Source organism: Bradyrhizobium sp. SZCCHNR1051, assembly GCF_032489615.1.
In the GTDB taxonomy this organism is placed as follows: domain Bacteria; phylum Pseudomonadota; class Alphaproteobacteria; order Rhizobiales; family Xanthobacteraceae; genus Bradyrhizobium.
Genome location: NZ_JAUEYJ010000025.1, coordinates 70,955 through 90,995 on the forward strand (window position 1 = coordinate 70,955; position 20,041 = coordinate 90,995).

Annotated in this window: 17 protein-coding genes; 10 read left to right on the plus strand and 7 right to left on the minus strand. The window is 67.5% G+C overall.

From position 1 onward, the window contains the following. Positions 1-101 precede the first annotated feature (101 nt). Both ftsH and QW868_RS27485 read right to left on the minus strand, forming a co-directional pair. Positions 102-1,949 carry an ATP-dependent zinc metalloprotease FtsH gene (ftsH, locus tag QW868_RS27480; protein WP_316231988.1) on the minus strand — a complete coding sequence of 616 codons (1,848 nt, stop codon included), beginning with the start codon at positions 1,947-1,949 and terminating at the stop codon, positions 102-104. Between the two features lie 66 nt (positions 1,950-2,015). Further along, positions 2,016-2,969, minus strand: a complete 954-nt coding sequence (locus QW868_RS27485) for a lipid kinase (protein WP_316231989.1) — start codon at positions 2,967-2,969, stop codon at positions 2,016-2,018. A 559-nt stretch (positions 2,970-3,528) separates the two neighbouring features. Here QW868_RS27485 and QW868_RS27490 point away from each other — a divergent pair. The 6 genes from QW868_RS27490 (at position 3,529) to QW868_RS27515 (ending at position 10,355) form a co-directional block, all read left to right on the plus strand. Then, on the plus strand, positions 3,529-4,506 hold the full coding sequence (locus tag QW868_RS27490) for a TerC family protein (RefSeq protein WP_316162278.1): 978 nt from the start codon (positions 3,529-3,531) through the stop codon (positions 4,504-4,506). Positions 4,507-4,534: 28 nt separating this feature from the next. Beyond that, positions 4,535-5,488 carry an exopolysaccharide biosynthesis protein gene (locus QW868_RS27495; RefSeq protein ID WP_316231990.1) on the plus strand — a complete coding sequence of 318 codons (954 nt, stop codon included), beginning with the start codon at positions 4,535-4,537 and terminating at the stop codon, positions 5,486-5,488. Positions 5,489-5,730: 242 nt separating this feature from the next. Continuing rightward, positions 5,731-7,476, plus strand: coding sequence for a CHAD domain-containing protein (locus QW868_RS27500; protein ID WP_316231991.1), 1,746 nt, complete (start codon positions 5,731-5,733; stop codon positions 7,474-7,476). Next, a complete protein-coding gene (locus QW868_RS27505; protein ID WP_316231992.1) occupies positions 7,473-7,772 on the plus strand; it encodes a hypothetical protein in 300 nt (99 codons plus the stop codon). The genes QW868_RS27500 and QW868_RS27505 overlap by 4 nt, the downstream gene beginning before the upstream one ends. A 193-nt stretch (positions 7,773-7,965) precedes the next feature. Beyond that, positions 7,966-9,138, plus strand: coding sequence for a M20 aminoacylase family protein (locus tag QW868_RS27510; RefSeq protein WP_316231993.1), 1,173 nt, complete (start codon positions 7,966-7,968; stop codon positions 9,136-9,138). 299 nt (positions 9,139-9,437) lie between these two features. Next, on the plus strand, positions 9,438-10,355 hold the full coding sequence (locus QW868_RS27515; RefSeq protein ID WP_316231994.1) for a DMT family transporter: 918 nt from the start codon (positions 9,438-9,440) through the stop codon (positions 10,353-10,355). A 147-nt stretch (positions 10,356-10,502) separates the two neighbouring features. Here the strand turns inward: QW868_RS27515 and QW868_RS27520 are convergent, their stop codons facing one another. After that, complete coding sequence (locus tag QW868_RS27520) at positions 10,503-11,516, minus strand: NAD(P)-dependent alcohol dehydrogenase (RefSeq protein ID WP_315737379.1); 1,014 nt, start codon at positions 11,514-11,516, stop codon at positions 10,503-10,505. Between the two features lie 183 nt (positions 11,517-11,699). After that, positions 11,700-12,554: an HWE histidine kinase domain-containing protein gene (locus QW868_RS27525; RefSeq protein WP_315737378.1), complete on the minus strand. Its 855-nt coding sequence runs from the start codon at positions 12,552-12,554 to the stop codon at positions 11,700-11,702. A 449-nt stretch (positions 12,555-13,003) separates the two neighbouring features. Between QW868_RS27525 and QW868_RS27530 the strand changes: the two genes are divergently transcribed. The 4 genes from QW868_RS27530 (at position 13,004) to QW868_RS27545 (ending at position 15,668) form a co-directional block, all read left to right on the plus strand. Then, entirely contained in the window at positions 13,004-13,417 is a 414-nt protein-coding gene (locus tag QW868_RS27530) for a hypothetical protein (protein WP_315759004.1), read from the plus strand. 166 nt (positions 13,418-13,583) lie between these two features. After that, on the plus strand, positions 13,584-13,769 hold the full coding sequence (locus tag QW868_RS27535; protein WP_315737722.1) for a hypothetical protein: 186 nt from the start codon (positions 13,584-13,586) through the stop codon (positions 13,767-13,769). Positions 13,770-13,928: 159 nt separating this feature from the next. Next, the gene (locus tag QW868_RS27540) at positions 13,929-14,453 is read left to right on the plus strand and encodes a thermonuclease family protein (protein WP_409999163.1); all 525 of its coding nucleotides are present in this window, start codon (positions 13,929-13,931) and stop codon (positions 14,451-14,453) included. A gap of 117 nt (positions 14,454-14,570) precedes the next feature. Continuing rightward, positions 14,571-15,668 (plus strand): D-alanine--D-alanine ligase family protein, encoded by a 1,098-nt coding sequence (locus QW868_RS27545; protein ID WP_316231995.1) that lies wholly within the window; start codon positions 14,571-14,573, stop codon positions 15,666-15,668. A gap of 42 nt (positions 15,669-15,710) precedes the next feature. Here QW868_RS27545 and QW868_RS27550 read toward each other — a convergent pair whose 3' ends face one another. Genes QW868_RS27550 through QW868_RS27560 form a run of 3 tightly spaced genes read right to left on the minus strand, consistent with a single transcriptional unit; the run spans position 15,711 to position 20,034 of the window. Next, a complete protein-coding gene (locus tag QW868_RS27550; RefSeq protein ID WP_409998105.1) occupies positions 15,711-16,910 on the minus strand; it encodes an efflux RND transporter periplasmic adaptor subunit in 1,200 nt (399 codons plus the stop codon). 2 nt (positions 16,911-16,912) lie between these two features. Continuing rightward, the gene (locus QW868_RS27555; protein WP_316232021.1) at positions 16,913-19,279 is read right to left on the minus strand and encodes an ABC transporter permease; all 2,367 of its coding nucleotides are present in this window, start codon (positions 19,277-19,279) and stop codon (positions 16,913-16,915) included. Then, on the minus strand, positions 19,273-20,034 hold the full coding sequence (locus QW868_RS27560) for an ABC transporter ATP-binding protein (RefSeq protein WP_315737374.1): 762 nt from the start codon (positions 20,032-20,034) through the stop codon (positions 19,273-19,275). The genes QW868_RS27555 and QW868_RS27560 overlap by 7 nt, the downstream gene beginning before the upstream one ends. Positions 20,035-20,041 lie beyond the last annotated feature (7 nt).

Here is a 20,041-nt window from a genome sequence, read left to right on the forward strand (position 1 = left end):
CGTGCGGCAGAGCAAGCGATCAGATGGTGGGCACGGCGCCTTCACGATCTCGCTCGTAGAATGAGCACGGCTGCGCCTTTGCCCACCCTACACAGCACCAACTACATCGGCTTCGCCGCCGCAACCAGATCGCCGGCGCGCTGGTCCTGTTTCATCAGCGAGGCCAGCTCGGTCTCGTCGAGCGTCTCCTTGACCAGCAGGCGGCGGGCGGCGCGCTCCAGCACGTCGCGCTTGTCCTGCAGCAGCTTGCGGGTCCGCTCCAACGCTGATGTCACGATCGCACGCACCTCGGCGTCGATCGCATCCCCTGCGGCCTCGCCATACTCGGCGCTGCGTGAGACGCCCGGCGCAAGAAACGACTGGTTGTCGCGCTCGTAGGCGACCGAGCCCAACTGCTCCGACATGCCGTAGCGGGTCACCATCGAGCGCGCGATGTCGGTGACGCGGCGCAGATCGTCGGCGGCGCCGGTCGACAGATGGCCGTAGACCACGAGCTCCGCGGCGCGGCCGCCGAGCAGCACCGCCATCTTGTTCTCCAGCTCCTCGCGCGTCATCAGGAAGCGATCTTCGGTCGGACGCTGGATGGTATAGCCGAGCGCGCCGACGCCGCGCGGAATGATCGAGACCTTGTGCACGGGATCGGTGCCCGGCAGGCTCATCGCGACGATCGCATGCCCCATTTCGTGATAGGCGACGATCTCGCGCTCCTTCGGGTTGAGCAGCCGGTTGCGCTTCTCCAGGCCGGCGACGATGCGCTCGATGGCGTTGTTGAAATCGTCGAGCCTGACCTCGTCGCCGCCGCGCCGCGTTGCCAGCAAGGTCGCCTCGTTGACGAGGTTGGCGAGATCGGCGCCGGTGAAGCCGGGCGTCAGCGCGGCCACCTTCTCCGGATCAACGTCGACAGCGAGCTTGGCCTTCTTCAGATGCACCTGCAGGATCTGGATGCGGCCCGGCTTGTCCGGGCGATCGACCAGCACCTGGCGGTCGAAGCGGCCGGCGCGCAGCAGCGCCGGATCGAGAATCTCGGGCCGGTTGGTCGCCGCCAGCAGCACCAGACCCGTCGAGGAATCGAAGCCGTCGAGCTCGACCAGCAGCTGGTTGAGCGTCTGCTCCTTCTCGTCATGGCCGCCGGCGAACGGGCCCATGCCGCGGGCGCGGCCGAGCGCATCGAGCTCGTCGATGAAGATGATGGCGGGCGCCTTGGCGCGGGCCTGCTCGAACAGGTCGCGCACGCGCGCCGCACCGACGCCGACGAACATTTCGACGAACTCCGAGCCGGAGATCGAGAAGAACGGCACGCCGGCCTCGCCGGCCACCGCCTTGGCGAGCAGCGTCTTGCCAGTGCCGGGCGGGCCGACCAGCAGCACGCCCTTCGGCATGCGGCCGCCGAGACGGCCGTAGGATTTCGGATCCTTCAGGAACGAGACGATCTCGCGCAGCTCGTCCTTGGCCTCGTCGACGCCGGCGACGTCGTCGAAGCGGACGCCGGTGTTGGATTCGACGTAGACCTTGGCCTTGCTCTTGCCGATCTGCATCAGGCCGCCGCCGAGCCCGCCGGCGCCGCCCATCATCCGGCGCGACAGCCAGTACCAGACGCCGAAGAACAGTGCGATCGGCATCACCAGCGAGAGAATGTCGCCGAGGATGTTGCTCTCGACGCGGCCGGTGAACGTCACGTTGGCCTTGCTGAGCTCCTTGGCGAACTCCTGGTCGACGCGCGTCGTCGCGAAGCGCGACTGGCCGCTGGGCAGCGGCTCCTTCAGCGTGCCTTCCAGATAGTTCTCGGAGACGCCGACCTCCTTCACCTTGCCGGCGGACAGGAGATCCTGGAATTGACTGTAGGGAATGACGGCGACCTGGCGATAGCTCGTCCACGCATTGTGGATCATCATCGCGACGAAGATCGCGACGATCGCGTACCAGAAATTGAAGCGGGTCTGCTTGGTCATGGGTCTCTCAATCGGGTGATCAGTCGAAAACGAGCGGCCGCAAACGGCGGATCAAGCGCCATCGCGTCAGGCGCGATCCTGCCCTCCGGCCTTGGGGACGAATACGGAGACGGCGCGCGGCAGCACGCCGAAGCGCGCCGGCGTGAAGGTGACGAGCTCGCCATCGGCATTGATCGGGCGCGGACGCCGCGTGCGGATCTCGAAGGATGTGTCGCGCGTGGCCCGCACCTCCTGCCACAGGCCGTGGCGACCCTTGCGGAAGTCATAGGCCATCGCCAGCAGCTTCCAGACGCGGCCGATCTCCAGCGAATAGAGATCCAGATGGGAATCGTCGATCTCCGCGCTGTCCTGGACGGCCATGCCGCCACCGTAATAGCGGCCGTTGCCGACCGCGATCTGCAAGGTCTTGACGCGCGCCGCGCCGTCGGACGACACGATCATGGCCCGGAACGGCCGCGCATTGGTGAGCACCTTGAGCGCCGTGATCGCGTAGCCGAGCCGGCCGAACCGGCGCTTGGTCTCCTTGGTCAACTGACGCGCGAGGTCGGCGCTCAAGCCGAGGCTTGCGACGTTGAAGAATGGATGACCATTGACCTCGCCGAGATCGATCTGGCGGCGATGGCCGGCGGCGATCACGTCGACCGCGGCCTCCATGTCATCAGGCAGGCCGAGCGTGCGGGCAAGGTCATTGGCGGTGCCGGCTGGAATAATGCCGAGCGGCAGGCCGGTCCTGACCAGTGCGGGCGCAGCCGCGTTCAGGCTGCCGTCCCCCCCGGCGACGACGACCGCCTCCGCATCGTCGGCATGGGCTTCGATCCACGGCGCCACCTCGCGCGGACTATGCGGCGCCGAGATCACGAGATCATAGCCGGCCGCACTCAGCCGCGACACGGCAGTGCCCGCGGCCTCGCCGCCGGAGCGGCTGCCGCGGTTGATGATCATCAAGAGACGGCGCGTTGCGACGGCCGATCGCGACGGCGGCGCCTTCGCGATCGATATCTGGTCACCCCCCGTGGTCACGATTGTCTCCCGTACACGAGATGCCCGTGCGCATCAGCGCACCGGTTCCATACAAAGTGACGAGCACGCGCTCCGGTTCCATCACGATCAGGGCCGCCATCCGAGGGATTGCGGGAGGTATGAGCGGGGTCATGATTGTTGGGGTGGTGATGTGGGGGGCGAGAGCCCCAAGGGCTTGATCGCAACAAGGGCTGATAGCAACAAGCGACGCGTGTGGCCGCATCTGGTCAAACTCCTCAGGAATACCGCCGGCATCGGTCATGAAAGAGAGTCCGACATCATAGTCGCATGGACTATCAGAGGGGCCCGGATCTCCGGCCCTCTGGAATTAGTTTGGAGCCGCACGCCCGCAAGACGGCTGCCGCGGCAGCAGACACTCTGTCGCACCTTCACGTTCATCTTGCTGAACGTGGACGCAAGGCGCTGGCTCTTGAAAACCGATCGGGACACACATACGTCCGTTCCCTACCCCTGGTCCGGGCCCCTCTGGTGAACCTGCCGGTGCGCTCACGATGTCGGACCTGACATCAATTTCACCGGCTAGATAAGAGGACCCGTCGTGGAATTCCTGTTCATCGCGTTTGCCGGCAAGCCCGTCTGGATGTGGCTCGCCTTCCTCGCAATCGTGCTCGCCCTCCTCGTCTTCGATCTCGGCATCCTCCATCGCAAGACGCGCGAGATCTCGGTGCGCGAGAGCCTCGTCATGAGCGCCATCTACATCATGCTCGCCCTGGCCTTCGGCGGCTGGGTATGGTGGCAGCTCGGCGGCGAGGCCGGCACCGCCTATCTCACCGCGTTCACGATCGAGAAGGCGCTGGCGATGGACAACGTCTTCGTCATCGCCATGATCTTCAGCTACTTCTCGATCCCGCGCGCCTATCAGCACCGCGTGCTGTTCTGGGGCATCGTCGGCGTCATCGTGCTGCGCGCGATCATGATCGGCCTTGGCGCCGTGATCGTCGCCCAGGCGAGTTGGGTGCTCTATCTGTTCGCGCTGTTCCTGGTCGCGACCGGCATCAAGATGCTGGTGTTCAAGGACAAGCCGCACGACATCGGCTCCAACCCGGCACTGGCCTGGGTGCGCCGTCGCTTCGACGTCACCGACCGCCTGCACGAGGAGCGTTTCTTCGTTCGCCAGCCGGATGCAAGCGGCAGGCCGACCTGGTTCATGACGCCGCTGTTCCTGGCGCTGATCCTGATCGAGTTCGCCGACGTCGTCTTCGCCGTCGACTCCGTGCCCGCGATCTTCACGATCTCGACCGACCCGTTCGTGGTCTACACCTCGAACATCTTCGCGATCCTCGGCCTGCGCGCGCTCTATTTCGCGCTTGCCGCGATGGTCGATCGCTTCCAGTATTTGAAGCTGGCGCTGGCGGCAGCGCTGATCTTCATCGGCTCGAAGATCTTCCTTGCCGACCTGCTCGGGCTCGAGAAGTTTCCGCCCGCCCTCTCGCTCGGCATCACCTTCGGTCTGCTCGGCGCGGGTATCGCCTATTCGCTGTGGAAGACGCGGCCTGCCGTCGAGCAGATGAAGTGACGCAGGCCAGAGGACATGAGGTTGCCGCGTGGTGATGAATGATGTCGCATCCAACGATGAGGACTCGTCGGCGCCGCGCCGTCACAACGGGCCGATCAGCCGCCGTCTGCTCGCGATCGCCCGCACGGTGCGGTCCGAGGAGCCGTCCATCGGCGAATTGTTCGACCGACTGGAGTCGGAAGGTCTCGGCCTGACGTTGCTGCTGCTGACCTTACCGGCGTTGATCCCATTGCCCGGCCCGTTCGGCATGGTGTTCGGCACCTTGGTGGCTCTCGTCGCACTGCAGATCCTGCTCGGCGCCGAGCGGCTATGGCTGCCCGAGCCGCTGCGCCGCCGGCCGGTGCCGCAGCGGCTGCTGCGCAAGGTGATCCGTGCCGGACTCGATTGGGCGGGCTTTGCCGAGCGCGGCCTGCGTGAGGACCGGCTGGTCTGGCTGACCGGCCGGCCGGCGCGGATGCTGCTCGCGCTGCCCCTGCTGCTGATGGCCGTCACCATCATCCTTCCGATCCCCATGGGCAACGTGATGCCGGCGTTGGCGCTGATCGCCGCCTCGATCGGCTTCATGGCCGGCGACGGGCTCGCAGTCCTGCTGTCGATCCTGATTGCGATGGCCGCGGTCGTGTGGACGGCGGTTCTGCTCTATACGGGTGCCGCGGCCGCCGATTATGCCGCAACTCTCCTGGCACGCTTTGCGGTGCATCTGCGGGCCATGCTGGAGAGCGTCGGTGTCGATCTCGGCTTTGCCGCCGGCGTGACGACCGTGTTTGCGGTCGCAACGGGCATCGCCGCGCTTGCCTTCTGGGTGCAGGCGGTGCGCCACCGGCGCAGCCGGCGCATACCCATCGATCCGACGCAGGATCCGCGCGAACGCTCCCGCGCGCTGGCGCGACGCGGCCGCGGTCTCGTGGCCGCCGCGAGCATTGCGACCACCGCAGCCGCCGTCTTCATCGCCACGCGTTTCATGCTGATCGGCTCGATCTGAGTTCCCGCTGTGGCAGCGCGGCCGGGCGACGGTGCATTGCGCGGCTACGAGGGACATATCTTCGTGAGCGCCCGCCGGCCGCAAGCGCGAGCACTTGTCATTGAAGTAGCAACAAAAAATGCGACCGATAAGCGCCGGCGCGTCGAGCATCGTCAGCCGCCTGCGAGAAATGCCACTGTCCCTTTGTGCCGGCTGCAGCTATACGAGAGATGACTGTCACTAAACGGTTACAGAATCGACACATGCCCGATTCGAACGCAACGGCGTCGATCCACGGCGGTGGCCATGCGGTCGGCGTGCGGGATAGTGGTGACTCGGCGAGCAGCGATCCCGCTGGCGCCGTCGATAGCTTGACTGCACAGCACCTTGCCGATCACGCGGTCACACGGGGGGATGCCGTGGCGCCGGGCGTGGAGGTCGTGACGCCGTCCTTGCCGGATCCCGCGGCCGGCGCCGGCCATGAGATCGAGCTGAAGCTCCTCGTCGCGCCCGATCAACTCGCCGGCTTCAACAACGCACCGGTCGTCACCGCGCATGCGCGCAACAAGGGTTCGCGCAAGCATCTGACATCGGTCTACTACGACACGCCGAAGCGCATGCTGTGGAAGAACGGCTTCACCTTGCGGGTGCGCCAGAGCGGCTCGCGCTTCGTGCAGACCGTGAAAGAGCAGCACAGCGACGACCCGCTCAAGCGCGGAGAGTGGGAGGCCAGCGTCAGCTCGCTGGCGCCCGATCCGGTGCTGGCGGCCGCGCTGCTGCCGGAGGAGCTTCGCTCCGCGCTGGCCGATGCAACGCTCGAGGCGGTGTTCACGGCCGACGTGCATCGTCACGCGCGCATGCTCGACGTGCCCGGCGCGACCATCGAGATCGCGTTCGACAGCGGTGTCATCAAGGCCGGCGAGCACAGTGAGATCGTGAGCGAGATCGAGCTGGAGCTCAAAAGCGGCAACCCCGCCGCCATCTACGAGATCGCGCAGCGCATCGCCGATCACGGACCGATCAGACCTTCGATCCGCAGCAAATCCGCCCGCGGTTTCGACCTCGCAGCCGGAGCAGCGCCGGGGGCCGAAAAGCCGCGCAAGCTGCGCCTCGATCCGGCGGTGTCTCTCGACGAGAGCTTCGCCGTCGTCCTGCGCGGCAGCCTGCGTCATCTGCTGCAGGCAATGCCTGCAGCAGACGACGGACGCGATACAGAAGGCGTGCATCAGTTGCGGGTAGCGCTGCGCCGCCTGCGCGCCGCGTTGCACCTGATGCGGCCGCTCGGGACCTCGGCGACGCTCGACGGTCTCGAGGCGGATGCGCGCTGGCTGGCACAGAGCCTCTCGGCGGCGCGCGACCTCGACGTGTTCCTGACCGATACGCTGCCCGAGATCGCCGAGGCGTGCCCCACGGTTGCAGGCTTCGACTCGCTCCGGTCGCTCGCCGAGCGGCGGCGCGAACTCGCCTATCGCACGCTGCGCATCGCGCTTGCCGAGCGCCGCTGCGCCGCTTTCGTGCTCGGCCTCGGCGAATGGATCGAGACCCGCGGCTGGCGCAACGACGTCTCCCCCGACGATCTCCGACGCCTCGCGGCGCCCGCGATCGATTTCGCCGGGCCTGTCTTGTCGGAGCGCCACCAGAAGGTGCTCAAGCGCGGCCGCCGCTTCAAGAAGCTGCCGGCCGAGCAGCGCCACCGGCTGCGTCTCGCGCTGAAGAAGCTGCGCTACAGCATCGACTTCCTGCTGCCGCTCTACGGCGCGAGCAAATCGGCGAAGAAATATGCCCGGACGCTCGCCGGTTTCCAGGAACAGCTTGGCCACTACAACGACATGGCGGTCACCGCCGGCGTGATCGAGACCCTCGGCACCACCTCCACCGACGCGGCGATCGCGGCCGCCGCGATCACCGGCTGGCAGACGCATGCCATGGCCGGCGTGGAGCAGCCGTTGCGCGAGGCGTGGCGCGCCTTCACCAAGGCGCCGACGCCGTGGCAGGCCGAGGAGGCGTGACGATCGGACGCGATGACGTCGGTTCATGGAGCGCATTGATCCGGTTCAAGGTGTCTGGTCGAGATGTGTGGGAGCGTGATCTCATGAAGATATCCAGCGTGACGTGTCCGCATTGCCGTGCCGCCTACGAGATCGCGGAATCGACATCCGCCGTTGGCTCTGCCGGGCGGTTCGACTGCGGCGTCTGCGGCACGCCGTTGGCAGCGTGGGACGAGCCGAAGCTGCGGGCCTTCCGCCTGGAGGTGCCGCCCGAGCGCAAATACCCCCGCGTGCCCGCCCCCGCCCCGCTCGCCTGAATCCCGTTCCGTAATCCGGAACGCCCGGCATCGTCCGTCGAGGTGACCGCGCATCCGCGCATGGCGCCATGGCCGGCCGCAACTTGCCTCGCTTTTTTGACCGGGTCATAGTCGGTCGTTGCGCGGTGCTGTCGGCTGGCCTGGCCGCATCACTGCAGCGTTCCGATTCACTTCAGCGAGTCATCCGGTCCTCATGCCCATCCTCAACAGCATCGCCGCGCTCTCCGACAAAATGGCCGCCTGGCGCCACGATTTCCACGAACATCCCGAGCTGCTGTACGAAGTCCATCGCACCGCCGGCATCGTCGCCGACCGCTTGCGCGAATTCGGCTGCGACGAGGTCGTGACCGGCATCGGCCGCACCGGCGTGGTCGGCGTGATCCGCGGCCGCAAGTCCGGCTCCGGCAGGACCATCGGCCTGCGCGCCGACATGGATGCGTTGCCGATCGAGGAAACCTCCGGCGTTCCCTATGCCTCGAAGACGCCGGGCCTGATGCATGCCTGCGGCCATGACGGCCACACCGCGATGCTGCTGGGCGCTGCGAAATATCTCGCCGAGACCCGCAATTTCGACGGCACCGCTGTCGTCATCTTCCAGCCGGCCGAGGAAGGCGGCGCCGGCGGCAAGGCGATGGTCGACGACGGCCTGATGACGCGCTGGGGCATCCAGGAGGTTTATGGCATGCACAACATGCCGGGCGTCCCCGAAGGCCATTTCGAAATCTCGCCGGGCGCGATGCTGGCCTCGGCCGATGCGATCCACATCAAGGTCACCGGCAAGGGCGGCCATGGCGGCGCCGGCCCGCACCGGGCCGTCGACAGCATCCTGATTGCCTCGCAGATCGTCAACGCACTGCAGTCGATCGTCGCGCGCAACGTCGATCCCTTGAAATCCGCGGTGATCTCGATCTGCTCGATCCATGGCGGCACCACCTTCAACGTGATCCCCGAGACCGTCGAGATGCTCGGCACCGTCCGCACGCTCGATCCGGAGATCCGCGACCTCGTCGAGAAGCGCATCGTCGAGGTCACCGAGGCCACCGCCCGTGCCTATGGCGGCTCGGCCGAGGCGATCTACGAGCGCAAATATCCGGTGACGATGAACCACCCGGCCCAGGCCGCCTTCGCCGCCGACGTCGCCCGCGACGTCGCCGGTGACGAGCGCGTCAACGACCGCGCCATTCCCCTGATGGGCGGCGAGGACTTCGCCTTCATGCTGGAGGCCCGCCCCGGCGCGTTCGTGTTCCTCGGCATGGGCCCCGGCAACGAGTGCCACCACCCGGCCTATCGCTTCAACGACAACATCCTCAGCGCCGGCGCATCGTACTGGGTGAAGCTGGTCGAGAAGAGCATGCCGGCGAACTGATCGGAGCGACCGCGCAAGCTCGCAACGGCGTCATTGCGAGGAGCCGTAGGCGACGAAGCAATCCAGGATCTTCATCGGATCGCCAGTCTGGATTGCTTCGCTCCGCTCGCAATGACGGGTGTGGCTGACATCGCCGGCCTCACAGACTCCGTCATCGCGAGCGCCAGCGAAGCGATCCAGGGACGCAATCCACCGATTGGAATGGCTTCGGCTTCCTTCCACGAACAGTTCGCCCCGTATCGAAACATCACGCGCCGCCGCCCGGCTAGGAGAAGCCACTCTCCCGCCCGCGAGGCACCATGCAGAGCCGCTCCGATCTCACGACAGAATTCGCCCTCCTGCTCGTTCTCTCCACCTTGTGGGGCGCCTCCTACACCTTCATCAAGATCGGCGTCGAGACCATCCCGCCGCTGACCCTGATCGCGGCACGCACGCTGATCGCGGGCTTGCTGCTGGCCGCGATCATCCGCAGCCGCGGCCTCGCTTGGCCGCGTGACCGGACGATATGGCGTCGCTTCATGATCCAGGCCGGCCTCAACAGCGTCGTGCCGTTCACGCTGATCGCCTGGGCCGAGCGCACCGTCGAGGCGGGCCTTGCGACGATCCTCAACGCTACCTCGCCGATCTTCACCTTCCTGCTGACCGCGCTGGTGACGCACCACGAGCCCGTCACCCTGCGCAAGCTGGTCGGCGTCGCCGCCGGACTCGCCGGCACCTGCCTCATCGTCGGCACCGAGGCGCTGGGCGGGCTTGGCCGCGAGTTGTGGGCGCAGATTGCGATCGTCGCCGCCACCATCTGCTATGCTGGCGCCGCGATCATGGTAAAGAGCTTCAAGGGGCTCAACCCTATGCTGCCGGCGGCGGGATCGCTGTTGTCTGGCGCCTTGGTCCTGATCCCGCTTGCGCTGGTCGTCGACCATCCGTGGACGCTGGCACCGTCGCTGCGCTCGGTGTTGGCGCTGGCCGCGCTCGCGACCGTCTCGACCGCGGCCGCGATGGTGATCTATTTCCGCCTGGTGCAGACGCTCGGCTCGATCGGCGCCACCGCGCAATCCTATCTGCGCGTGCCGATCGGCGTTGCAATTGCCGTTGCCGGCCTCGGCGAGCGCCTCGCGCCGAGCGCCTGGATCGGCCTCGCCAGCATCGTCCTCGGCGTGATCGCGATGACGCTGCCCGCGCGCAAGGGCATGATGGATGGCAGAGAGACGGTCCGCTGACCGCATATCCCGGCAGGGCTCAAAACAAGCGCAACTCACGCCGTCATTGCGAGCGCAGCGAAGCAATCCAGGGCGGCGAGCAAACAAGTCTGGATTGCTTCGTCGCCTTCGGCTCCTCGCAATGACGAGAAAATTGATGCAGCGCCCTTACCCGATCGCGATCGCCACCTTTCCGACATGCGCGCCACTCGCCATGTAGTGGAACGCCTCGCGCGCCTCGCCGAACGCAAACACGCGATCGACCACCGGCTTCACCTGATGCAGCGTCAGCGCGTTCGCCAGCGCCTGGAGATCGTCGACCGAGCCGACCGTGACGCCCTGCAGCCGCTGCTGCTGCATCACCATCAGCGGCAGCCGCAGCTCTGAGGCCGGCGCGCCGGCGAGCACGCCGATGAAGGCGATGGTGCCGCCGATCCGGGTGGCGCGGATCGATTCATTCAGCGTACCGACGCCGCCGACCTCGACCACGAGATCGACGCCCTGCCCGGTGATCTCGCGCGCCTTCTTGCCCCAGTCCGGCACCTGCTTGTAGTTCAGCGTGACATCGGCGCCGAGCGCCTTCAGCCGCGCGATCTTGGCCTCGCTCGACGACGTCGCGATCACCCGCGCGCCCGCGATTTTCGCGATCAGCAGCGCAAAGATCGAGACGCCGCCGGTGCCTTGCGTCAGCACGGTGTGGCCCGGCCTGATGCCGCCGAGCTTGATCACGGCACTCCAGGCGGTGACGCCGGCGCAGGGCAAGGTCGCGGCCTCGACATCGCTGAGATGCGCGGGCGTCCTGATCAGCGCCTGCACCGGAAAGACACGATACTCGGTCAACGTGCCGTCGACGCCGCCGCCGAGCGCCCCACGCATCTTCGCTTCGCTCGGCTCGCCGCCCGTCCAGCTCTCGAAGAAGCTGCCGACGACACGATCGCCGGCTGCGAACGCCGACACGCCATCGCCGACCGCCTCGACCACGCCTGCGCCGTCGGACAGCGGCACCAGCGGAAATTTCTGCCGTGAGCCGTAGCCGCCCCTCACGGTCAGGAGATCGCGGTAGTTGATGCTCGCTGCCGTCAGCCGCACCAGCACCTCGCCCCTGCCCGGCTGCGGCACGGGCTTGTCGACCAGCGCCAGCGCATCGATTCCGCCGGGCCCCTGCAGCTCGTAGCATTGCATCCGATGTCTCCCGCCCCTGCGGCGCCGCCGCTTCATTGTTCTGCCGGGAATGGTGAAGCGTTTCGTGCCGGCGATCAAGCCGACCGTCGTTCCATGCGACGGACAAACAACGCAAACACGCGCATGCTCCGCGCTGGAGTCCGGAGATCACCGCGACCGCGCGTACCGACCGCCGACACGCCGTCACATCGCCGCTTCGAACCTGATCCGACAGACCAGACCCTCGTCGCGAAAATCCTGCTCGATGCTGCCGCCGATCGCCGCAAGGCTCGCCCGGATCATGCGCGCGCCAAATCCCTCGCTCCCAGGCGGCTCGATCGCGTGCGGACAGAGCTCGCGCCAGGCCACGGTGCCGCGGCCGCCTTCCTGCGCGATCTGGACCTCGAGCCGTCCGCCCTGACCGCGCAGCGCGCCGTATTTGACGGCGTTGGTCGCGAGTTCGTGGAACACCAGCGCGAGATTGCGCACCGCTTCCGGCCCCAACGGCATGTCCGGCCCGTCCACCGTCACGGCGCCGGAGGCGCGATACGGCTGCAGCTCGACGTCGAGCAGCATGCGCAAGGTCATCAGGCGGTGGTCCGACCAGGCGAGACTGTTGGCGCGCGCGACGGCGTCGAGCCGCAGCGCGATCGCCTCCCCTTTGGCGCGATCCTCGCCCGACAGGCTCGATCTGACGATCGCCTGAAACAACGCGAGCTGATTGTTCACGCGATGCCTCAGCTCGCCGAGCAGCAATTCGCGCGCATGCTCGCTGCGCTTCAGCTCCACGAGCGCGCCGCGACAGAGATGCCCGAGCCAGATGATCAGCGCCGCGGTGCTCAGGAATCCAACGAGGTTGATCGCCTCGGCATGATCAGGACGATCGGTGAAGCCGACGAGCACCACGGTGGCGGACAGCCAGGCGGCAAAAATGGCCGCGGGAATGCCGCCGAGCAGTGCTGCGAACACCACCGCCGGGTAGAAGGTCGCGTAGGGCAGCGTCGCGCCGGCATAATCCAGCCCGATCCGGCCCGCGGTCGAAATCGCGACGGCGAGCATGGTGAGCAGAAACGTGGTCGCCGACCACCGTCTGCTCCGAACGATCCAATCTGAGAAACTCCGACCCGCGCGCACGATTGACCCCGAAGGCAAGGTCTATCGCCGGACGCCGGCTGGAACAAGCTGAAGGAACTGCCACCGGGGCGCAAATATTTTAGGAACCTTTGCCGCGCCGTTGCGTTTGGCTACCCCTGTTGCGCCAGACGGAACGCATCATGCCGCGCGGTGGGAGAAGCCACCGCTCCGCCGCCACGAGCACGCACTCCGCGTCGCGTCTGCGCCGGCACGAATGCCGGACGTTGCACGATGAGTTCGTCGCAGGCTCGCCGACGAACTGAAAAGACAACGGTATCGGAACGCTGCACGCGAAAGAGCTTGTATCCGGCGCTTCTCGCTGCGCTAACCCTAGCGGCTTGCCGCTGAGCGCCGCAGCGTCGATCATCGCGGCCATGACGACGAAATCGCGCGAGAGACTCTACGGTGCCGGCATCCGCATCGCGCAGGAGCAGGCCGCGCGTGCGCGTAAGGAAGCGGATCGTCTGGCCTGCGACGCTTGGAACAAGCGCATGCTCGGCTACAAGGGGCCGGCGCAGCCGTCACCGCTGCTCGGCGATGCGCTCAACGCCGGCTATTACTATCTCGAAGTGCGCTGCCTCGGCTGCGACACCAATCAGACCGTCGCGCTCGACATCATCAGGCGCGCCAAGACGACGCCAATCCATGAGCTCGAGCGCTACATGCGCTGCCAGGATTGCTCGCGGCTTCGCGGTCATCCCTACAAGCGCAGCGCGCTGGTGGCGTTGCGCGAGACCAAGATCTCGGCCGCGCATCCGGCCTCGACATGGTGGCCCGGTGAGCGATAGGCGGTCGAATACCCAGCGTCGCGTCCCCTCGGATCCGGGCAGAGGTACTCCGATCAGGCGCTGACTGCGCCCGCTCGAAAAATACGTGGATACTCGGAACAATCATGACGATCCGTTGTTTCGAAAACTTGCCGGCGCGGCAGGGAAGCGGAACATGTCAGAGTTGATGACTCAGCCGGACAAGCTGCGGGCCGACGCGGCGGAATGCGCCCTCATTCGTGATCTCGCCACCGACCGCGACAAGCGCGAGCTGTTCGCGCGTCTGGCCGAGCATCTGAGCATGCTCGCCGCCGAGGTCGAGCGCGCGGCCCGCGCGCAGGATGGGCGCACAGAGAAAGCGAGCCTTCGCTGAACCGCGAAGCTCTCTGGACGAACTGCGCGGATTCACGCTCCCCTGCTGTCGCTGCGCTTGCCACACAATCGCGCAACTCCACTTCGCTATAGATCGGGATGATCCGCGATCGATTCGCGCAGCGAGCGATCACGCCCCTCTCAGCGTCAGGTGCCGATCTTGCGACGTTTCCTCCCCTGCCTCGTTCTGCCGCTTCTCCTCGCTTTCCCCGCCGCAGCGGCTGAGCTCGTTGGCCGCGTCAGCATCGTGGACGGCGACACGCTGGACATTCACGGCGAGCGGATTCGCCTGTGGGGCATCGACGCGCCCGAAAGCGCACAGCTCTGCCGCGGCCGCGACCGCCGGCCGTATCGCTGCGGCGCGCTGGCGGCCAACACGCTGGACGCCTTCACGCGCGGCAAGGTTCTGCGCTGCATGCCGGTCGACGGCGATCGCTACGGCCGCATCGTCGCGCGTTGCGCAGCCGGCGCGACGGATGTCGGCCAGTTCATGGTGTCGCGCGGGCTCGCGGTCGAGGAGCCGCAATATTCGCGCGGCGTTTACACCGCCGATCAGCGCGCCGCCCGCCGCGCCGGCCGCGGCATCTGGTCCGGCCGCTTCATCGAGCCGCCGCTCTATCGCGGCTGCATGCATGCCGGCGGGACGACGTCGGTGTGCTCGGACGGAGGGATCGGCTGGCGGTGAGCGCGGCCGCATGACGGCGTCGCCTTGTCCACCACACCGGCCACAACACCTCAATTGCCACGCGTCGCCCTCTGGCTGTACGGTCGCGCACCGCAAAGACCAGGCTGGATGAGGACGATGACAGAGACAAAGACGCGCGTGGCGATCCTGTTCGGCGGGCGCTCGGCGGAGCACGACGTCTCGCGGGCCTCGGCGGCCAACATCTTCCGCTCCCTCGATGCCGGCCGCTACGCCGTCACGCTGATCGGCATCACCACCGACGGACGCTGGGTGCTCGCCGACGCTGCGAATGACGGCACAGGCGCGGCGCTGACCGTACCCGCTGACGGCCCGCAGATCGTGCTGCTGCCGGCCGGCCAGGGCCGCGCGCTGGTCATCGGCGACGGCGCCCCGCGCGAGCTCGCCTTCGACGTCGTGTTTCCGGTGCTGCACGGTCCGAACGGCGAGGACGGCACCGTGCAGGGCGCGCTGGAGCTCGCCGATGTCGCCTATGTCGGCGGCCGCGTGATGGGATCGGCGGCGGCGATGGACAAGGACGTCGCCAAGCGCCTGCTCCGCGATGCCGGCCTGCCGATCGTGCCGTTCGTCACCATGACGGAAGCGTCGCCGGTGACCTATGAGGCGGCGGTCGACGCCGTCGGGTCGTCCGAGCTGTTCGTCAAGCCGGCCAATCTCGGCTCCTCCGTCGGCATCTCCAAGGCGCGCAGTGCCGAGGAGTTCGCCGCCGCCTGCCGCCTGGCGCTGCGCTTCGACCTGAAGATCCTGATCGAGCGCTGCATCAGCCCGGTGCGCGAGATCGAATGCGCGGTGCTGGAGCATCCCGACGGCAAGGTCGCCGCGTCCGAGCTCGGCGAGATCGTGCCGGCCGACAGCCACGGCTTCTATTCCTACGAGGCCAAATACACCGACGCATCGGGTGCCTCGCTGCACGTCCCGGCACAGGTCGAGCCGGGTCTCGCCGCGCGCATCCGCAAAATGGCGACCGAGGTGTTCGGCGTGCTCTGTTGCGAGAGTCTCGCGCGCGTCGATTTCTTCGTCCGCGGCGAGGAGGTCTACGTCAACGAGGTGAACACCCTGCCGGGCTTCACCAACATCAGCATGTACCCGAAGATGTGGGAGGCCACCGGCCTGCCCCAGCCGGCGCTGATGGACAGTCTGATCGCGCATGCGCTGGCGCGTCATGCGCGGCTCAGGGAGTTGGCGTCGCAGCGCTGACGACGATCGCCGGCCGCTCCTCGGGCCCGACGGCGCCGCAAGTCAGCGCGGCGCGACCTTGACGCCGTCGGCCACCCGGTCGCTAGGATAGATGATCACGACATCGCCGCTGGCGACGCCGTCGGCCACGGCGGCGAACCGGCCTGAGCGCCGGATGAGCCGGACGGTGCGCAACTCGGCGCGCCCATCCTTCAGCGCGAACACCGACCAGTCGTCACCGCGCTTGAACAGCGCGCCGGTCGGAACGATGGTCGCATCCTCCTGCGTGAAGACGACGATCTGCGCATCGAGCTGATAGGCATCGCCGAGCCGCTGCCATTGCTCGGCCGGCGAGACGATGTCGATCAGCACGTTGACCCTCTGCTCCTCGATTCCGAGCGTCGATATCTTGGTGAACGCCGCCGGCTCGACCCGGCGAACCCGCCCAGAGAGTCGGCCGGCGCCGCCCCAGCGATCGATCGTGACATCAGCGCCGGGACGGATCTCGACCGCATCGGTGCTGAGCACGTCGACGACCACTTCGAGATCGTGGGGATCGCCGAGGTCGAGCAATGCCGCACCCGGCTGCACCGTCGTTTCGCTTTCCTGGGTCACCTTCAGCACAAGCCCGCCGACCGGCGCGGTCACGCTCCAACTATCCGCCGGCGCATCGGCATCGGTCTTGCTCCCGTAGCGCACCAGCATCGCTCTGAGCTGGCTCAGCTCGTGCTCGGCTGCATGGTCGACATATTCGGCTGCGCGCAGGTCACGCTCGGCGATCCGCATCGCGAGCTCGGCACGCTCCCGCGCCTGCGCGGTCGCCGCTCCGCTGGCGGCCAGGGCCGTGGTACGCGCCAGATCGGCGCTTGCCTGCGCGCTCTGCGCCTGCGCTCGGGCCACGACCGCCTTGGCCCGCTCGACGTTGGCCTCTGCCGCGCCGAGCAGCTCCTCGGTCTCGCGGCGGGCGCGCGGATCGAGCAGCGGCGCTGGCGCCGGCGTGATGGTGGCAACCACATCGTCCGCCTTGACCTGGTCGCCGGCCTTGAAGCGGATGCGCCCCAGCCTGCCGGCGAGCGGCGCGGCCACGACGTAGCGCTGGCGCACCCGCGTCTTGCCGTCGTCATCGACGGTGGCAACGAACCGCCCCTTGGTCACCACGGCCGTCTCCACCGGAACTGCGCCCGGCATCGCCATCCAGGCGATGACGGCGGCGGCCGCCAGGAACGCTGACACAATGCCGAGGCGGCGCAACACGGGACGCATGCTCATTCCCTGGTCTTGAGGGCCGCGACCAGATCGAGCCGATCGACCCTCCTGCGAACGATGATGGCGCTGATCGCAGCGCTGGCCAAGACCACCGCGGTGGCGATCAGGTAGGTCTGCAGCGCGATCACGCCCGGAATCTGGAAGCTTTCGCTGGAATGCAGCTGCGCGATCAGCGCAATGACGCCGCGCGACAGCAAGAGGCCGAGCGGAATCCCGACCGCGATGTCCAGCGCAAACTCGCCGAACAGGATGCCGGCGACCTCGCTGCGGGTGAAGCCGAGCACCCGCAGGCTGGCGAGCTCCCAGGCCCGCTCCTGCAGGCTGATGCGTGCGCTGTTGTAGACCACGCCCACGGTGATGATCGCGGCGAAGCCGGTCAGGATGCCGGCGACGACGAACACGAGGCCCGCGATCTTCTCCATGAACGATGCGATGACATAGGCCTTCATGGTCACCGATTCGATCGCCGGCATGGTCTTGAAGCTCGCACCGAGCGCAGCCAGCGCCGCCGGCTCGACATGGAGGCTCGCCGCCGAGACCGCCGCGCCTTCGCCGGTGAAGCGATTGAGCGTGTCGATATCCATGTAGGACGCCATGCCGACCGCCTCGTCGACGATGGCGCTGACCGGAATGTCGCGCCGCCGGCGACGGCCTTCCATCGCCTCCACCGTGACGATCTGCCCTGCGTTCAGCGCCAGGCGCTCCGCAAGGCGTCGGGTCAGCGTAATGCCATCAGGCGCCGCCACGATCGGACGGCGCGCGGAATCGTGCGGCCGGCGCAGTTCGTCCGTCGCGGCCAGCCCGATCACCGAGGTCAGGTAGCTCTGATGCCCGGCGCGCAGGCGCACCGGAACGATGCGCTGACCTTCGACCGCGAGCACACCGGGCTGGCGCGCCAGATCACGCAGGACCGCACGGTCGACCGGGTGGACAAAGGTGATCATGGCGTTGCCGCGCTCGACCAGGTTGAACTGCAGCTCGATCATGTCGCCGATCGCATCGCGCCAGAAGATCCCGAGGACCATCATCGGCACCGCGAAGGCGATGCCGATGATGGTGAACAGCGAGCGGAACGGCCGCCCCGCGACGTTGCGCAGCATCATCATCCGCCGCGCGCCAAACGCCCTGCCCGGCACGATGCGTTCGATCCAGGAGCGGCGGAACCCCAGCGGCATCGCCGGCCGCATGGCTTCCGCCGGCGCAAGGCCGACGACCTCCTGAAGCGCCGTGATGACCCCGAACGCGCCGGCCGCGACGCTGATCGCGACGCCGGCGACCGCCGCCCATGGCGCCAGCCGGAATGGCAGCTCGGGCAGACGGAAGAACCCCTGATAGCTCGCAATCATGGCATGGCCAAAGCCGAAGCCGCCGGCGATGCCGAGCGCCGATCCGATCAGCACGATGACCAGCATCAGCTTGAGATAGTGCAAGGTGAGCAGCAGCGTCGGAAAGCCGAGCGCCTTCAGCGCCGCAATCTGCTCGCGCTGCGCGGCGACCAGCCGCCCGAGCGCGCCGTTGAGCAGGAATGTGGCGACACCGAAGAAGATGATGGGAATGGTGATCGACATCACCTTCTGCTGGTTCAGCTCGTCCTCGAGAAAGCGGTTCGACGGCTGGTCCCGCCGCGCGATCGCGCCGATCGACCCATAGGGCTCGAGCAGCCGGTCGAGCTCCTCGATGACGGGCTTGGGATCGACGCCCGGGGCGAGCGCGATCACGGCGTCGTTGAATGCGCCCTTCATGTCGAAGGCAGCCTCGGCCGCGCTCCGGTCGACCCACAGAATGGCATAGAGGCGATCGTCGGGAATCGGCAATCCAGGCTTCACCGCGTAGACATATTCCGGCGACAGGGCGATGCCGGAGATCCGGAAGCCCTGCACCCGGCCATTGAGCAGCACGCGGATCTCGCCGCCCGGCCTGACGCCGTTGGCGTCGGCAAACGCCTCGTTGACCGCGGCGCTGCGCGCGGCGCCCGGCTCGGGCGCGGTGCCGCGGCGCAGATGCAACCGCGCCAGGGGCTCGTCGCCGGCATGGGTCAGCGACACCAGGCGGGCCGAGACCGGTTGCGAGACGGCAGGCCAATCGACGATGACCTCGCGCACGATGCGCGGCTCGACCGCGACCACGCCAGGAATGGAATTGAGCCGCGGCACCAGCGCGAGCGGCGCCCGCTTCAGCGTGACGAAGATCTGCGGAAACCGGCCGTCGGCATAGAACTGCTCGCAGCCGCCGCGCAGGGACAAATAGGTCGAGACCGAGCCGACGAACACGGCGACACCAGCCGCCACCAGCAGCGCGATCGTGACCACCTGTCCGCGCATCGCGCCGATGTCGCGCCACAGCTTGCGGTCCAGCAGGCTCACCAGCGCACCTCATCGGCCGAGAGGCGCCGCGCATTGCGCGTCTCGCCGACGATGCGCCCGCCGCCGAGCCGCAGCACGCGATCGGCCATGCCGGCGATCGCCGCATTGTGCGTGATGATGATCGTGGTCGTCCCGAGCTGCGCGTTGGCGCGGGCGATCGCGGCGAGCACGACCTTCCCCGTCTCATAATCCAGCGCGCCGGTCGGCTCGTCGCACAACAGCACGTCGGGCGCCTTGACCATGGCGCGGGCCACCGCGACGCGCTGCTGCTCGCCGCCGGACAGCTGCGAGGGAAAGTGGTCGATCCGCCGCTCGAGGCCGACGAGCTTGAGCACCTCGAGCGGATCGAGCGGCTTGTCGGCGATCTCGGTGACCAGCGCGACGTTCTCGAGGACCGTGAGGCTCGGGATCAGGTTGTAGAACTGAAACACGAAGCCGACATGCTCGCGCCGGTAGCGCGTCAGCTCGGCATCGCCGGCGCCGACCAGCTGATGATCGCGCCACTGCGCCTCGCCCGAGGTCGGGCTGTCCAGCCCGCCGAGAATGTTGAGCAAGGTCGACTTGCCCGATCCCGACGGCCCGAGCAGCACCACGAGCTCGCCTTCGTAGATGTCGAGGTCGACGTCGCGCAGCGCGTGCACCTCGACCTCGCCCATCCGATAGGTCTTCGAGAGCTTGCGGGCGCGGAACACCGGGGTGGCGCCGGACCGATCAGGAGGCGCGGCGGGGCCCCCGTCGTTGGTGACGGCCGAACTCATCGGGCTG

Bases quoted from the DNA above. Each gene is read 5' to 3' on its own strand.
- QW868_RS27550 (WP_409998105.1), bottom strand. From the start codon at position 16,910: ATGCGTCCCGTGTTGCGCCGCCTCGGCATTGTGTCAGCGTTCCTGGCG.
- QW868_RS27525 (WP_315737378.1), bottom strand. From the start codon at position 12,554: ATGCTCGCCGTCGCGATTTCGACCGCGGGCCGGATCGGGCTGGATTAT.
- ftsH (WP_316231988.1), bottom strand. From the start codon at position 1,949: ATGACCAAGCAGACCCGCTTCAATTTCTGGTACGCGATCGTCGCGATC.
- QW868_RS27535 (WP_315737722.1), top strand. From the start codon at position 13,584: ATGACTCAGCCGGACAAGCTGCGGGCCGACGCGGCGGAATGCGCCCTC.
- QW868_RS27510 (WP_316231993.1), top strand. From the start codon at position 7,966: ATGCCCATCCTCAACAGCATCGCCGCGCTCTCCGACAAAATGGCCGCC.
- QW868_RS27520 (WP_315737379.1), bottom strand. From the start codon at position 11,516: ATGCAATGCTACGAGCTGCAGGGGCCCGGCGGAATCGATGCGCTGGCG.
- QW868_RS27515 (WP_316231994.1), top strand. From the start codon at position 9,438: ATGCAGAGCCGCTCCGATCTCACGACAGAATTCGCCCTCCTGCTCGTT.
- QW868_RS27530 (WP_315759004.1), top strand. From the start codon at position 13,004: ATGACGACGAAATCGCGCGAGAGACTCTACGGTGCCGGCATCCGCATC.
- QW868_RS27500 (WP_316231991.1), top strand. From the start codon at position 5,731: ATGCCCGATTCGAACGCAACGGCGTCGATCCACGGCGGTGGCCATGCG.
- QW868_RS27545 (WP_316231995.1), top strand. From the start codon at position 14,571: ATGACAGAGACAAAGACGCGCGTGGCGATCCTGTTCGGCGGGCGCTCG.
- QW868_RS27560 (WP_315737374.1), bottom strand. From the start codon at position 20,034: ATGAGTTCGGCCGTCACCAACGACGGGGGCCCCGCCGCGCCTCCTGAT.